Here is a 16015-nt window from a genome sequence, read left to right as displayed (position 1 = left end):
TACTTTAATTGGTATTACAAGTATCACTAGAAGTACTAAGTGTTCCTTTAGCTATCTCTATCGAACACCGATTTAGTGCTGCCTTGCGGTATTTAATGACTTAGTTCAAACCGTTCACCACTCATCTAGCTCCACAGTCCTGTTAATAACTAACGCTATTCTAGCGAGACGTTGAGTCCCGTTATTTTTGTTTCCAGGTGAAAGGTGAAGCCTTTCGATTGAAGCTTATATAACTTGAGAGTGGGTTATTGGGTAGACTAGCGAGTGCGCACAAGAACGAGTTCTCTGTATGACTTAAGCTCCTTAAAGAGTTCTGTCCACCCACATTAAGGCTTTCGATTACTCAAATATTAGCGGTATCAAATATCGATATGAGCTCTATGTTCCACGCACCCCTTTCAACGATAACTTCAGTGAGGGAATTGGCGAGTTTGACTTTCATTAGGTATAAAAAAGGCCACCTAAAGTAGGCGGCCTTGGTTGATCTATTTAGATATTAATCTAGCTCTTTCTCTGCTTGTTTTGCTTTCTCTATCATAGGAGTGATAGTTGAGCCTTGAACCAGAATAGAAAACACAACAACGGCGTATGTCATGACAAGGATTATCTCTTTAACATCGATTGCTTTGTCTTCAATTACCCAGATACCTGAAGGGATTGAAAGTGCCATGGCTAGTGCTAAGCCACCGCGTAAACCACCCCAAGTTAGAATCTTAATCGACCACGGGTTGTAAGTTCTAAAGCGTTTAAATCCGATGTAAGACAAGAAAACACTCAAGTAACGTGCACTCAATACTAGAGGGACTGCGAAAGCCATTAAGATCCAATCTTCTTGGTGGAATTTGAATAACAGCATCGACATACCAATTAGTAGGAATAATACGCCGTTTAAGAATTCATCTATCAATTCCCAGAAATGATCTAAGTGATCTTCACTCTCTTTTGAGAATCCGATAAAGCGAGTCCAGTTACCAATCATGATACCTGAGACCACCATCGCTAATGGTCCTGATACATGTAGAACTTCAGCAAACGCATAACCAGCAGTTGGAATGCCGATGGTTAATAGCAACTCCATCGAGTGGTCGTCGGTGTTGCTGATTAGGTAATGGAATACAAGACCTAAAACAAAACCGTAGACGATGCCGCCAATTGCCTCTTGAACGAATAGCATGGTCACACTACCGACGGTTGGCGCTTCTGTGCCGAATGCGATAGTAAATAGGGTTACGAAGATAACTAAGCCAAAACCATCGTTGAATAGAGATTCTCCCTCGATTTGAGTAGAGATTCTTCTGGGAGCGTCGAGTTTCTTTACTATTGCTAGCACGGCGATGGGATCGGTTGGAGAGATTAGCGAGCCAAAGAGTAGGCAGTAAATCAGATCAAATTGAATACCGATGAACTGGCAAAACCCGTACAGCACAAAACCGATAAAGAATGTTGAAAACAGCGTAGCACCTAACGCGAGTACTGTTATTTCCCATTTCTGGTCTTTTAGGTTTGGTAATTTGATTCCCAAACCGCCTGCAAATAGTAAGAATCCTAATATCCCTTTTAGAAGGAAATCTTCAAAATTGATACTGGCAACGGTCTCTGAGGCAATGTCTGCCAATTGGAACCAATTATTTTGTCCCGCAATGATAATCAATAGAGATAACATCATTGAGCCAGCTGTGATGGCGATGGTTGTCTGCATTTTACCAATTTTTGTATTCACGAAAGCAATAAGCATGGCTGCAGCGGACAAGAAGCATAAGGTGTAATAGACCGACATTGGGATTCCAACATGTAACAAAGTATGAATATGAATTTTCGTTGTCTCATGCTCAAATAGCAAACATTTTTTTGTCATGACTCAGTAATCAATTTCCTTTTTTAGACGTCTAGACTCCTTTTTAATGTGTGATAGGATGGAGGGATAATTAAAGGAATGAGGTTGTACCGTGGGAAGTAATGTAAGGCAAAAGATTGACGCTCTGTTGAAGCAACGAATTTTACTGATTGATGGTGGCATGGGCACCATGATTCAGGATTATAAATTGGAAGAGCAAGACTATCGTGGTGAACGCTTTGCTGATTGGCACAGTGACTTGAAGGGCAACAATGACCTTTTAGTTCTTACACAGCCTAAGCTTATCAAAGATATCCATATGGAGTATTTGGAAGCTGGGGCTGACATCCTCGAAACCAATACCTTTAACGCTACAACCATCGCTATGGCCGACTATGATATGGAAAGCCTTAGTGAAGAGATTAACTTTGCTGCTGCCAAGCTTGCTCGTGAAGCAGCTGATGAATGGACTGCAAAGACCCCAGATAAACCTCGCTTCGTCGCGGGTGTATTAGGTCCAACCAACCGAACTTGTTCTATCTCGCCTGATGTAAACGATCCAGGTTACCGTAATGTTAGCTTTGACGAACTGGTTGAAGCCTATTCTGAATCGACTCGCGCGCTCATTAAGGGCGGTTCAGATTTAATTCTTATTGAAACTATCTTTGATACGTTAAACGCGAAAGCGTGTGCCTTTGCCGTTGAATCTGTTTTTGAAGAGGTGGGTATTGCTCTTCCAGTGATGATTTCCGGTACCATCACTGACGCATCAGGTCGTACCCTTTCAGGACAGACGACAGAAGCATTCTACAACGCCCTTCGTCATGTAAAACCAATCTCATTTGGATTGAACTGTGCATTGGGCCCTGATGAACTGCGTGAGTATGTCGGTGAGATGTCTCGTATCTCAGAGTGCAATGTTTCTGCTCACCCTAATGCGGGTTTGCCTAATGCATTTGGCGAGTATGACCTTTCTCCTGAGGATATGGCTGAACATGTTAAAGAGTGGGCTGAAAGTGGCTTCTTGAACCTAATTGGTGGGTGTTGTGGTACTACTCCAGAGCATATCCGTGAAATGGCTGAGGCCGTTGAAGGTGTAACGCCGCGTCAATTGCCAGACTTACCAGTTTCTTGTCGTCTTTCGGGACTAGAGCCACTGACGATAGCTAAAGAATCTTTGTTCGTGAATGTAGGTGAGCGGACCAATGTTACCGGCTCTGCACGCTTTAAGCGCCTTATCAAAGAAGAGCTCTACGACGAAGCCTTGAGTGTAGCTCGAGAGCAAGTCGAGAATGGTGCTCAAATTATCGATATCAACATGGATGAAGGGATGCTAGACGCCGAGGCGTGTATGGTTAAATTCCTGAATCTATGTGCTTCAGAACCTGAAATCTCGAAAGTACCTGTTATGGTCGATTCTTCTAAGTGGGAAGTTATCGAAGCTGGCCTAAAGTGTATTCAAGGCAAAGGCATCGTTAACTCAATCTCTCTAAAAGAAGGCAAAGAGAAGTTTGTTGAGCAAGCCAAATTAGTTCGTCGTTATGGTGCTGCTGTCATCGTGATGGCGTTTGATGAAGTCGGGCAGGCTGATACTCGAGAGCGTAAAGTCGAAATCTGTACCAATGCCTACAACATTCTTGTTGATGAAGTCGGTTTCCCACCAGAAGATATTATTTTTGACCCGAATATTTTCGCAGTGGCTACTGGTATCGATGAGCATAATAACTATGCGGTTGATTTCATTGAAGCAGTAGGAGACATCAAACGCGATCTCCCGCATGCGATGATCTCTGGCGGTGTGTCGAATGTTTCATTCTCATTCCGTGGTAATAACTACGTCCGTGAGGCTATTCACGCGGTATTCCTATATCACTGTTTTAAAAACGGTATGGATATGGGCATTGTAAACGCTGGTCAGTTGGAAATTTACGATAATGTTCCAGAAGATCTGCGTGATGCTGTTGAAGATGTCGTACTAAACCGTCGTGATGATTCGACTGAAAGATTGCTGGATATGGCGACCGAATACCTAGAGCGTGCTGTTGGTAAGGTTGAAGATAAATCTGCATTAGAGTGGCGAACTTGGCCTGTAGAGAAGCGTTTGGAGCACTCTTTGGTAAAAGGTATCACCGACTTTATTGTTGAAGATACCGAAGAAGCTCGTGTTAATGCCTCTCGTCCTATTGAAGTGATTGAAGGTCCTCTAATGGACGGAATGAACGTTGTTGGTGACCTGTTTGGTGAAGGTAAGATGTTCTTACCACAGGTTGTAAAGTCTGCGCGTGTGATGAAACAGGCGGTTGCCCATTTAGAACCATTCATTAATGCATCCAAAGAAGTGGGCGCAACTAACGGTAAGATTTTGTTAGCGACCGTTAAAGGTGACGTTCACGATATCGGTAAAAATATCGTTGGTGTGGTTTTACAGTGTAATAACTACGAAATTATCGACTTAGGTGTGATGGTTTCTTGCGAGAAGATTCTCAAGGTAGCGAAAGAAGAGAATGTCGACATTATTGGCCTGTCTGGGCTGATTACACCGTCTCTTGATGAAATGGTACATGTTGCTAAAGAAATGGAGAGACAGGGTTTCAAGCTGCCTCTTCTGATTGGCGGCGCAACCACATCTAAAGCTCACACAGCAGTTAAGATTGAGCAGAATTATTCAGAACCTGTTGTATACGTAAATAATGCCTCGCGTGCAGTGGGTGTTTGTACTTCACTACTTTCTGATGAATTGAAACCCGCTTTCGTTGAGAAGCTGGATATCGATTACGATCGCGTTCGAGATCAGCACAATCGTAAGAAACCTCGTACCAAGCCTGTCACGCTTGAAAGAGCTCGTGCCAATAAAGTTGCTATCGATTGGGATGCGTATACGCCACCTGCACCCGCTAAGCCGGGAGTTCACATCTTCAATGATTTTGATGTGGCGACTTTGCGTCAGTACATCGATTGGACTCCATTCTTTATGACATGGTCATTGGTTGGTAAATACCCTGCAATCCTTGATCATGAAGAAGTGGGTGAAGAGGCAAAACGTTTATTCAAAGATGCTAATGATTTACTGGATCGCGTAGAGAAAGAGAAATTACTTGAAGCGCGTGGCATGTGTGCCATGTTCCCAGCGAACAGTGTTGGTGATGATATTGAGGTGTATACCGATGAATCTCGTACCGAAGTTCTAAAGGTTCTACACAATCTTCGTCAACAAACAGAGAAACCAAAAGGCTTTAACTACTGTTTGTCTGATTACATTGCGCCAAAAGAAAGCGGTAAAGCGGATTGGATTGGTGGCTTTGCGGTTACGGGTGGTATTGGTGAGCGAGAGCTGGCTGATGAATACAAAGCGAAAGGCGATGACTACAACGCGATTATGATTCAGGCGGTTGCTGACCGATTGGCTGAGGCGTTCGCGGAATATCTGCATAAAGAAGTGAGAAAGGATATTTGGGGTTACTCGCCAGATGAGAATTTGTCTAACGACGATTTGATTCGAGAGAAATACCAAGGTATTCGTCCAGCTCCAGGTTATCCTGCTTGCCCTGAGCATACAGAGAAAGGCACGTTGTGGGAGCTGATGGATGTTGAAAAGGCAATCGATATGTCATTAACGACAAGCTACGCGATGTGGCCTGGTGCCTCAGTGTCTGGTATGTACTTCTCACACCCTGATGCTAGATACTTTGCTATTGCACAGATTCAACAGGATCAAGTGGATAGCTATGCTGACCGCAAAGGTTGGGATATGTTAGAAGCCGAGAAGTGGTTAGGTCCAAACATTAACTAGTTTGAACCTATGAAGAGATTTGATTCGTAAAGTAAAAAGAGAAAGGGTTGCTGAATAGCAACCCTTTTTGTACCTGTGATTTAGTTATTTATCTGTCGATGATAAACGGACTTTCTATTCAAATAACTCTTGGTGAAGTTTTTGAATCGCCAGCTTAGAAACAGATTCATCTAGCAAGAAACACAGGTTGTGTGGGCTTGCTCCGTAACAAATCATGCGCAGGTTGAAATCTTCAAGAGTGCCGAATACCTGCTTCGCATAGCCTTTGCTTTCACTCATGTTGTTACCAATAAGTGCAACAAGGCATAGGTCGTGCTCAATATCAACGGAACACAGCTCTTCAAGCTCAAGGCGAGCGGCTTCAGGTAACTCCGGAGCACCACCTGATGTATCTGTTTGATCCAGAGTAAGTGACACACTGATCTCTGAGGTAGTGATAAGATCGACCGAGATCTTATGCTTAGCAAGGATCTCGAACACCTTTGCCAAGAAGCCATATGCATGGAACATGTTAGCACTGCGTAGCGTAACCATAGTTTGGTTGCAGCGTAGGGCAAGCGCTCTAAATAGAGGAGAGCTCTCAACTTCTTGACGAATCCAAGTACCACCGAGCTCTGGTGCTTTAGAAGAGCCGACAAATACCGGGATTTGGTGGCGTAATGCAGGTACTAGAGTCGATGGATGCAAGATCTTCGCACCAAAGTTTGCCATTTCCGATGCTTCACTAAAGCTGATCTCTGGGATAGGAGAAGCTTTAGGTGCAATACGAGGGTCAGTGGTGTAAATACCCGGAACATCCGTCCAGATTTCTAGACCAATCGCCTTTACAGATTCGGCAATCAATGCTGCTGAGTAATCACTGCCACCGCGGCCTAAAGTCGTGGTGTTGCCTTTGCTATCAGCACCGATAAAACCTTGTGTAACGACAACTTGTTGTTGGCAAAGTGGAATCAGTTTCTGTTGCGCTAGAGCGGCAATATCTTCTAGTTGAGGTTCGGCTTTACCAAAATCATCATTAGTGCGCATCACATCTCTGATATCAAAGCGAACAGCAGGAGTGCCTCGTTCACGGATGATCTGAGCCAAGATGTGTGTCGACATCAACTCGCCACATGCGACAAGGTGATCCGTCAGTTTAGTGCTTGTTTGGAATGATGCAGCCTCGGCAGCGCTCGCAATGTCATCAAGAATGCTGTGAACTTCTTTTTCGATGCTGATTGGATCTGCGAGTTGGTCAAGAATTGCGTTATGAATCTCCGCTAATTGCGCCATTAATTCCTGACGACGTGCTTTATCTTGAACACCATTTGCCAGTTCAACCAGCAAGTTAGTGACACCAGAGCATGCACTACTCACGACCAGTTTCGTGTTTGAGTTGTTTTCAATAATGGCAGCACAACGGCTCATTGCTTCAAAGTTGGCAACACTTGTTCCACCAAACTTAGCGACATTAAAAGAACCAGCTACATTAGATGCACTCACGATATATCTCCCACGACTTCCTAAAATAAAATTACGGTTGGGTAATCCAACGTCCGATGTTTTTCGAAGAGAGTTTTAGAGCAAAAAGAGAGGAATTATTAGAATAGTAACCTCAGAAGCTCTTCACCATATAGAAATGGCGACAGTTGACGGGATTCAGCCCGCTCAACCGATAATAAAGGTCCTGCATCCTTTTATTATCTCGGCACTGCTCCCCATAAATGTTTTGTATTGGAAATGCGGTTCCACAAAACATCTGCCTGGGCAGTGCTCCTCTTCTGCTAGATAGCCGTTTCATTGAACGTTTTTGTGGTAACAATGTCAATCCGTAACTTGAGATAATTGAAAAATAATTTTAACAATGATGTGACAGTGGTTTGACCTCAATACTTATGGCTAATTGCTGAGGTAATCAATTTGCTTTAGGGTGGATTGTTCACAACATTAACGTAAGGGATGTACATGTCTAATTTCACACTCACTACTGCTATCGATAGCTTTTATCCACCACACCGAACGTTAATGGGACCTGGTCCTTCAGATATCTCACCTCAAGTGTTACAGGCTTTGAGCCGTCCAACCATAGGTCACTTAGATCCGCTGTTTATTGCGATGATGGACGAGCTTAAACAGCTTCTTAAATACGCTTTTCAGACTGAAAACGAATTTACGATTGCCGTTTCTGCACCGGGCAGTGCGGGTATGGAGACCTGTTTTGTTAACTTGATTGAGCCTGGTGAAAAGGTGATTGTTTGTCGTAACGGTGTCTTCGGTGAGCGTATGCGAGAAAACGTGGTGCGTTGTGGTGGCGAAGCCATCCTTGTTGATGACGAATGGGGCAAGCCCGTTTCAGTTGAAAAGGTAGAACAAGCATTGGCAGAAAACCCCGATGCCGTTGCTGTTGCATTTGTGCATGCAGAGACATCAACCGGAGCGTTATCTGATGCTCAAGCTATCTCTGCTGTCGCTCGTCAGTTTGATGCGTTAACGATTGTTGATGCAGTGACATCATTAGGTGGTGTGCCATTGCTGGTTGATGAGTGGCAGCTTGATGCGGTTTATTCTGGCAGCCAAAAGTGTCTGTCTTGTGTGCCAGGGCTATCTCCAGTGACTTTCTCTCAGCGTGCGGTTGATAAAATGAAAGCCCGTAAAGCACCAGTGCAAAGCTGGTTTTTGGATCAAAGTTTAGTATTAGGTTACTGGAGTGGAGAAGGTAAGCGTAGCTACCACCATACCGCACCCGTGAACAGCCTTTATGCTCTGCATGAGTCGCTGGTTTTGTTGAAAAATGAAGGCTTAGATAATGCGTGGTCTCGTCATCATGCGATGCACCAAGAGCTTAAAGAAGGCGTAGAAGCTCTAGGGTTAAAGTTTGTGGTTGATGAAGAGAGCCGCCTGCCGCAGCTTAATGCACTTTATTTCCCAGAAGGAATTGATGAGGCTAAGATCAGAACGCAGCTTTTAGAAGAATATAATCTTGAAATCGGTGCTGGGCTTGGCTCTTTGGCTGGTAAGGCATGGCGTATCGGCCTAATGGGTTACGGTGCTCGTAAAGAGAATGTCGCGTTGTGCCTAAAAGCGCTAAAAGATGTTTTGAAGTAGCTGCATGAACTGAAATTAAAAAGAAAAGCGCACGAGAGATCGTGCGCTTTTTTGTATCTACCCCAAGCTCCTACTGCCTACTAAGTGAAGCTTGCGTTGCGAATTCTTAACATTATTCTGCAGACGAAACGTTATCTTCTGCTTGTGACACTTTCTTATACTGAACCTTTGAAAAGTCTCTGTTAGGGAATAAAAAGTTCGCTTCGCTACGAATTTGCTCTGCTTTACTTTCTTCTCCTAGGCCTTGATACGCCAGAATCAGATTGCTGTAGAAAGCCGGTCTTGGTTTGCTCTTAATGATCTCCAGTGACCAATCGATGTAAGGCTGTATAAGGCTCGGGTCGGCTTTGTAGAGGCCGATATTAAGGTAAGTGCTGTATATATCCCAATCGTAGCGATCTTTCCACACCACTGGGTTCGTTACCTGCTTAAGAATGTCCGGATTTTTCGGCTTAGACAGTTCAAACTTAGTCAGTACATAGTTGGTGTGCAGGGCGCTCAACATATAAAAACTGACCAAAATAGGGAGCACTAAGCTCAACACTCTAAATAGGGTCTTGCTGATGATACTGAACGACTGTTGATAATGTCGGGAAGAGCGCTGATCTACCCAGTAAATCAATATAATGAATGTTATCCAGTGAATCGCCGAGTGGTAAAAAGGATACTCAAGTTGAGAGTGCAAAAGGATTGGGATAAATAACGCGAGCAGGGCTAGACGTGTTCCCTTTGCTGAACTTGTTATGCGTGACATCACCAATATTGCAGCAATCAAGATTCCGATGATTGGTACAATCCCCCCTTCAACTCCCCAAAACAGGAACTCATTGTGCGGGTGATCCATTGAAGGAAGACCTGGATGATAGTTCGAGTTGAGTTGATGTTGGCGAGCTGTATATAGCGTGTATTCAGACTCAAATTTCCCGTAACCATAACCTGTAAATGGCTTTTCGATCATCATATCTAAAGCTTGCGGGAACGTATAAGCGCGCGGGCTTTCTAGGTTTGCTCTCTTGCTAGCGATACTATCTGTCGCACTTAGGCTGATCACCGTAAAAGCGACGACGACACCGACGAGCACTGATGCGCACCATCCGTAGAAGCGTTTCTTGGTCGAGAACTTGTATAGATAGGGCAGAATGCAGATAAACCCAATGACAGCGGCCAACCATCCGGTACGTGATGCGATGATGATCAGCAAGGGCACGGTTAAGGTTGGAGTTAAATACAGTAGGAATGATTCGCTGATCTTATGGTTATATTTAGCCGGCTGCCTTGCTAAAAGGTAAGCGGACAGCACAAAACCAGTAGCAAGAAAGCTTGCCATTACATTCGGTTGTTGAAATATCCCATATGGTCGGTTTGCAGCAGTGTTGTAGCCAAATAGGTTGCCAGGTTCTAATAAGAAATATTGCACATAGCCAAATAGTGCTTGTATAACAACAGCAAGTACAATGAACCACAACATACGTTGCTTGTGTTTATTGCTGAACTTAAATTGCTGCAGCACCACAAATAAGGCAAAGCCCGTCCACAATCCAAGCAAGCGTCCTGACGCTCCTTGAGGTGCAGCATTGCTGTATAAAATGGGTAGCGTGAGTATGATGCAGCTAATCAACAAGCCAATTGTTAATTTGGAATACTTGAGTACTCGATTGGTCGCGAGTTGGTAAAAGCCAATCGCTAGCGTGAAGCTTAGCGCTAGCCAAGTGGTAGGGTTAAAGGATAGAGCAAGGCCCGAACCACCAGGATTCGGCATGAAAAAATGCATAGCTAACAAGAATACAACAGCTAAAGAAGCCAGAAATGCTTTGTTGAGTGGTAGCTGAGTGACCTGATTTTCTAGCTGAGTACCGCTAGTGTGTATTGTTGCCATAAATCCCTAACCTTATAAAAACAGAGCTTGTTCCTTCTGAAACAAGCTCTGTTACTTTAACATTTTTCTGTCTGCCCGCAGGGCGCTATTTTACACCTACTTCAAATTTAACATAGGCTTAAGGAAGCGAGCAGTGTGTGAACCTTCGACTAACGCCACATCTTCAGGTGTACCCTCTGCAACAATCTCACCACCACCTTGCCCACCTTCTGGGCCAAGATCTAGGATCCAGTCTGCTGTTTTAACGACATCTAGGTTGTGCTCAATCACGACAACTGTATTACCGTGATCACGCAGTCTATGTAATACCGTCAGTAGCTGCTGGATATCGTGGAAATGAAGGCCTGTTGTTGGCTCATCGAGAATGTATAAGGTTTTTCCCGTGTCTCGTTTAGACAGTTCACGCGCTAATTTAACACGCTGAGCTTCACCACCAGATAAGGTTGTAGCTGCTTGCCCTAAGCGAATGTAAGAGAGGCCAACGTCCATTAAAGTTTGCAGTTTACGAGCGATAACAGGTACCGGGTTGAAGTATTCACGAGCATCTTCCACAGTCATCTCTAGAACTTCGTCAATGGTTTTACCTTTGTAGCGGACCTCTAGAGTCTCACGGTTATAGCGCTTACCTTTACACACATCACAAGGCACATACACATCGGGTAAGAAGTGCATCTCTACCTTGATTACGCCGTCTCCCTGACAAGCCTCACAACGACCACCACGAACGTTAAAGCTGAATCGACCTGGCTTGTAACCACGAGAACGTGATTCCTGAGTGCCCGCGAATAGTTCACGAATAGGGGTGAAAATCCCTGTGTAGGTCGCAGGGTTTGATCTTGGTGTACGACCGATAGGGCTTTGATCTATGTCGATTACCTTATCAAAATGTTCTAACCCTTTAATCTTTTTGTGCTTTGCTGGAACTGCAGTCGTGGCACCGTTTAATTGAGTGTGGGCGACTTTAAAGAAGGTATCGTTGATAAGCGTTGATTTACCCGAACCTGATACGCCCGTAATACAACTGAACAAGCCAACAGGAATTGTCGCGGTCACATTCTTTAGGTTGTTCCCCGTTGCGCCAACGATCTCGACGACCTTCTTCTTGTCGATAGGCGTTCTCTTTTCAGGCACTGCAATTTCTTTAGCACCGCTCAGGTATTGGCCTGTCAAAGAGTTCGGGTTTTCGATGATGTCTTGCATGGTACCTTCTGCCACCACGTGACCACCGTGCACCCCTGCTCCTGGACCGATATCGATAACATGGTCAGCACAACGAATTGCATCTTCGTCATGTTCCACAACAAGTACCGTATTACCTAAGTCTCTCAGGTGAATTAAGGTTTGCAATAGACGTTCATTATCGCGCTGGTGGAGACCAATTGATGGCTCATCAAGTACATACATAACGCCAACTAAACCGGCACCGATTTGGCTCGCCAAACGAATACGTTGCGCCTCACCACCAGACAGCGTTTCAGCACTGCGTGATAGGTTAAGGTAGTTCAAACCAACGTTGACTAAGAAATGCAGACGATCATTGATCTCTTTCATCACTTTATCTGCGATCTGCCCACGTTGACCGTCTAGCTTCAATTCTTGGAAAAATTGTAGTGCGTCAGCAATGCTAAGTTCAACGATTTCCGGAAGTGTTGTATCACCAATGAAAACATTACGAGCTTCTAATCTCAGGCGAGTGCCATCACAGCTAGAGCACGATTTGGTTGAGATGTATTTAGCAAGATCTTCACGCACTGCGCTCGATTCAGTATCACGGTAACGGCGCTCCAAGGTATTTAAAATGCCCTCAAATGGATGACGCTTAACCCGAATATCACCTCGGTCATTGATGTACTTGAATTCCACTTCAGTACGACCTGATCCTTTTAGAATGATCTCTTGAGTCTTTTTCGGTAGAGAATTAAATGGCGCATACAGATCAAAACCATAATGTTCTGACAGCGACGTTAGCATTTGGAAATAGTAGTAGTTCTTTTGATCCCAACCTTTTATCGCACCTTCAGCAATGCTTAGGTTCTCATCTAAAATCACTCGGCTTGGATCAAAATACTGTTGAACACCAAGACCATCACACGTACCACATGCTCCTGCCGGGTTATTAAATGAGAACAGGCGAGGCTCAAGCTCTTGCATGCTGTAACCACATTTAGGACAAGCGAAGTTAGCAGAGAATACGATCTCTTCTTGATCCGTTTCGTCCATCCAGCCGACGACAGCGATACCGCCAGAGAGCTCTAATGTGGTCTCGAATGACTCGGCTAAACGCTGTTGAAGATCAGGACGAACCTTGAATCTGTCTACCACAACTTCAATGGTGTGCTTCTTATGAAGTTCAAGTGCTGGTGGATCGGATAGATCACAGGTTTCACCATCAATTCGGGCTCGGATAAAGCCTTGCGCAGCTAAGTTTTCCAGTGTTTTAACATGCTCACCTTTGCGCTCTTTGATAATCGGTGCCATCAACATCATCTTTGAGCCTTCAGGCAGTTCTAAGACCTTATCCACCATTTGACTGATGGTTTGTGCTGCTAGAGGGATGTTGTGGTCTGGACAGCGAGGTTCGCCTACTCGCGCATACAATAATCTGAGGTAATCATAGACTTCGGTAATGGTACCGACGGTTGAGCGAGGGTTATGTGAAGTCGATTTTTGTTCTATTGAGATAGCTGGAGACAGACCTTCAATATGGTCGACATCAGGCTTTTCCATAAGAGATAGAAATTGACGAGCGTAAGCAGACAGAGATTCAACATAACGACGCTGACCTTCTGCGTAGAGTGTGTCAAACGCAAGTGACGACTTTCCTGAACCCGATAATCCGGTGATGACAGTCAGTTTGTCACGTGGAATGGTTAGGTTGACGTCTTTGAGGTTATGCGTACGAGCGCCTCTAATTTCTATTTTATCCATCTCAATAGACCATGTAATTTTAAGTGGCTAAAGTATTACATAGAGTGAGATTTGTGCAAAGTTTTACTGGATAAAAAAACAGTAAACAAAAAGGGCGACTCAAAGAGTCGCCCTTTCTAAAATCAGTAACGTTAGTGATTAACCAGTCGTTATGCTTCTTTCTTGGTCGAGTGTTTACCTAGCTCGATTTGCTGCTGGTCTTTCTTGTATAGGTTTTCGAAGCAGTAGTTTGTTGCTTCGATATAGCCTTCAACACTACCACAGTCAAAACGTTGGCCTTTAAATTTGTAAGCCAATACACAGCCTGCTTTTGCCTGTTTTAGCAATGCATCAGTGATCTGGATTTCGCCGCCTTTACCTGGTTCTGTCTGCTCGATTAATTCAAAGATATCTGGAGTCAGAATATAACGACCAATGATCGCTAGGTTGCTTGGTGCTGTACCTTGCTCTGGCTTCTCTACCATGTCATCAACTCGGAAAAGGTCATCTTTGATCATTTCGCCAGAGATAACACCGTACTTGTGAGTCTCTTCTTCTGGAACTTCTTGTACAGCAACAATAGAACAGCGGAACTGTTTGTATAGCGCAACCATCTGAGCTAGCACGCCTTGTTGCTCGTTCACACAAAGGTCATCAGCAAGTACTACTGCGAACGGTTCATCGCCTACAAGTTCGCGACCCGTTAAAATAGCATGGCCAAGGCCTTTCATCTCACGTTGACGAATGTAGGTGAAGTTTGCCGCTTCAATCGTTTCACGGATATTAACCAATAGGTCTTCTTTATTGGTGCCGCTAATCTGGTGCTCAAGCTCGTAGTTTTTATCAAAGTGATCCATGATCGAGTGCTTACCACGTCCAGTAACGATGCACATTCCATCCATACCAGCTTCGATAGCTTCCTCTACACCGTATTCAATCAGAGGTTTGTTTACTACAGGCATCATTTCTTTAGGCATTGACTTGGTTGCAGGTAAAAAACGTGTACCGTAGCCAGCTGCCGGGAAAAGGCACTTTTTGATCATGATAAGACCCTTTATCTATAATAATTATTGATTCAACCTGAGTGGTTGATATTTCTGAGGGCAACTCTAGCATAAGTTATGTCGAAAATTCAGCAATAATAGCCATGGTTTACTAGAGCTTCCCTCAAAATTATCGTCAGACTAAGAGGTGGGTCGATTATGCAAGCAGGTTCTGGTTTGCCCATGCTATCGCTTGAACTCTATTTTTTACCGCAAGCTTACGGAATATTTGATAGAGGTGAGATTTAACCGTGAACTCACTAATAAACAAGTCATCGGCGATTTGTGTGTTTGAAGACCCGGATTGAAGACAGCGAATCACCTGGATCTCACGAATGGTTAAATCAACATTGGTTGGTGTGGTGTTGGTATTGACCATATTGCGATAATAAAACAACAGTTGATTGGTTACCTTCCTTGGCAGCCAGTTATCGCCATCAATGACTTCTTGAAGACCACGAGCAATCTTGTCCTTTTGTTCAGTGTTGTAAAAGAGTCCTTTTAGTACCCCATAGGTAAGAAGCTCTGAGGTTGGAAGTTGCTGGGGGACATTGAATAAAATGATTTCGTGATTTTTCCACATAACAGTCAGGTTAGGACAAATAATCAGTAGTTGTGGTACCTCTCTGTAATCGACGAGCAAGATCCGGTTACTCCGCTTTCTATCAACTAGCATTAATTCGTCGGGTGTCATTTTGTAGAGAACAATAGATAAATGCTTTTCTATCTCTTTTACATGTAGATAGGTATCGTTTGGGTCGATGCACAGAAAGTGTAAAGTGCGAGCGTATCTTGATTTTCTCATTGAAACGTCCTGTTTGAGTGGGATTAGATTCCACGTTGTCATGCAGGCTTTAGCTTCTCTAGCGCCTTGATAGTGACTTGCGTTGAATATCAATTATCAAAGTAAATGAGTGGTTTGTAAGTGGAGAAAAAAGCAACATCGCTCTGAATATCATGATTTGTTACGTTTTTATTCTTTGTAGTGAGGAGAGAATAGGAATGCGATTTATCACTGCAGAAAAGCATGCTATTCTTGTGCGCTAAAATTTTCTGAGACTATGAATTTAGACGGAGCAAATCATGGCTAGCCGTGGAGTTAACAAAGTTATATTAGTGGGTAACCTAGGTAATGACCCTGAAATTCGTTACATGCCAAATGGCGGCGCAGTAGCGAACATTACCATTGCAACGTCAGAGTCATGGCGTGATAAAGCAACTGGCGAGCAGCGTGAAAAAACAGAATGGCACCGTGTTGCTCTGTTTGGCAAGCTTGCGGAAGTTGCTGGTGAGTACCTACGTAAAGGTTCTCAAGTTTACATTGAAGGTCAACTTCAAACACGTAAATGGCAAGATCAAAGCGGTCAAGATCGCTACACAACTGAAGTGGTTGTTCAAGGCTTCAATGGTGTAATGCAAATGCTTGGCGGCCGTGCTCAAGGTGGTGCTCCTGCTCAAGGTGGTGCTCCTGCTCAAGGTGG

General features: G+C 44.0%; 9 protein-coding genes and 1 riboswitch. Of the genes, 3 read left to right on the top strand and 6 right to left on the bottom strand.

Going from position 1 to position 16015, the window contains the following annotated elements; translation table 11 throughout:
- Positions 1 to 496: 496 nt before the first annotated feature.
- Positions 497 to 1777: a sodium:proton antiporter gene (locus AB4517_RS03820; protein ID WP_017061334.1), complete on the bottom strand. Its 1281-nt coding sequence runs from the start codon at positions 1775 to 1777 to the stop codon at positions 497 to 499.
- A gap of 169 nt (positions 1778 to 1946) precedes the next feature.
- Between AB4517_RS03820 and metH the strand changes: the two genes are divergently transcribed.
- A complete protein-coding gene (gene metH, locus AB4517_RS03815; protein WP_371722098.1) occupies positions 1947 to 5624 on the top strand; it encodes a methionine synthase in 3678 nt (1225 codons plus the stop codon).
- A 114-nt stretch (positions 5625 to 5738) separates the two neighbouring features.
- Here the strand turns inward: metH and lysC are convergent, their stop codons facing one another.
- Entirely contained in the window at positions 5739 to 7106 is a 1368-nt protein-coding gene (gene lysC, locus AB4517_RS03810) for a lysine-sensitive aspartokinase 3 (RefSeq protein ID WP_372082756.1), read from the bottom strand.
- A 108-nt stretch (positions 7107 to 7214) separates the two neighbouring features.
- Positions 7215 to 7392, bottom strand: a riboswitch (Lysine riboswitch).
- A gap of 176 nt (positions 7393 to 7568) precedes the next feature.
- Here lysC and AB4517_RS03805 point away from each other — a divergent pair.
- Positions 7569 to 8708, top strand: coding sequence for an alanine--glyoxylate aminotransferase family protein (locus tag AB4517_RS03805; RefSeq protein WP_102332733.1), 1140 nt, complete (start codon positions 7569 to 7571; stop codon positions 8706 to 8708).
- 112 nt (positions 8709 to 8820) lie between these two features.
- Here AB4517_RS03805 and AB4517_RS03800 read toward each other — a convergent pair whose 3' ends face one another.
- The 4 genes from AB4517_RS03800 to AB4517_RS03785 form a co-directional block, all read right to left on the bottom strand.
- The gene (locus tag AB4517_RS03800; RefSeq protein ID WP_372082758.1) at positions 8821 to 10584 is read right to left on the bottom strand and encodes a PglL family O-oligosaccharyltransferase; all 1764 of its coding nucleotides are present in this window, start codon (positions 10582 to 10584) and stop codon (positions 8821 to 8823) included.
- A 96-nt stretch (positions 10585 to 10680) separates the two neighbouring features.
- Positions 10681 to 13512 carry an excinuclease ABC subunit UvrA gene (uvrA, locus tag AB4517_RS03795; protein WP_102393518.1) on the bottom strand — a complete coding sequence of 944 codons (2832 nt, stop codon included), beginning with the start codon at positions 13510 to 13512 and terminating at the stop codon, positions 10681 to 10683.
- Positions 13513 to 13661: 149 nt separating this feature from the next.
- Positions 13662 to 14534, bottom strand: coding sequence for a UTP--glucose-1-phosphate uridylyltransferase GalU (gene galU / locus AB4517_RS03790; RefSeq protein ID WP_017061340.1), 873 nt, complete (start codon positions 14532 to 14534; stop codon positions 13662 to 13664).
- Between the two features lie 157 nt (positions 14535 to 14691).
- Positions 14692 to 15339, bottom strand: a complete 648-nt coding sequence (locus tag AB4517_RS03785) for a LuxR C-terminal-related transcriptional regulator (RefSeq protein ID WP_029235092.1) — start codon at positions 15337 to 15339, stop codon at positions 14692 to 14694.
- 278 nt (positions 15340 to 15617) lie between these two features.
- Here AB4517_RS03785 and AB4517_RS03780 point away from each other — a divergent pair.
- Positions 15618 to 16015 (top strand): single-stranded DNA-binding protein (locus AB4517_RS03780; RefSeq protein ID WP_372147917.1); only part of this gene is annotated, 398 nt, incomplete at its 3' end.

It is taken from the genome of Vibrio sp. 10N.222.52.C3, from assembly GCF_041474195.1.
GTDB classification, from domain to species: domain Bacteria; phylum Pseudomonadota; class Gammaproteobacteria; order Enterobacterales; family Vibrionaceae; genus Vibrio; species Vibrio crassostreae_C.
The sequence above is the reverse complement of the archived record's forward strand: the minus strand, read 5'-3'. Positions and strand labels throughout refer to the sequence as shown.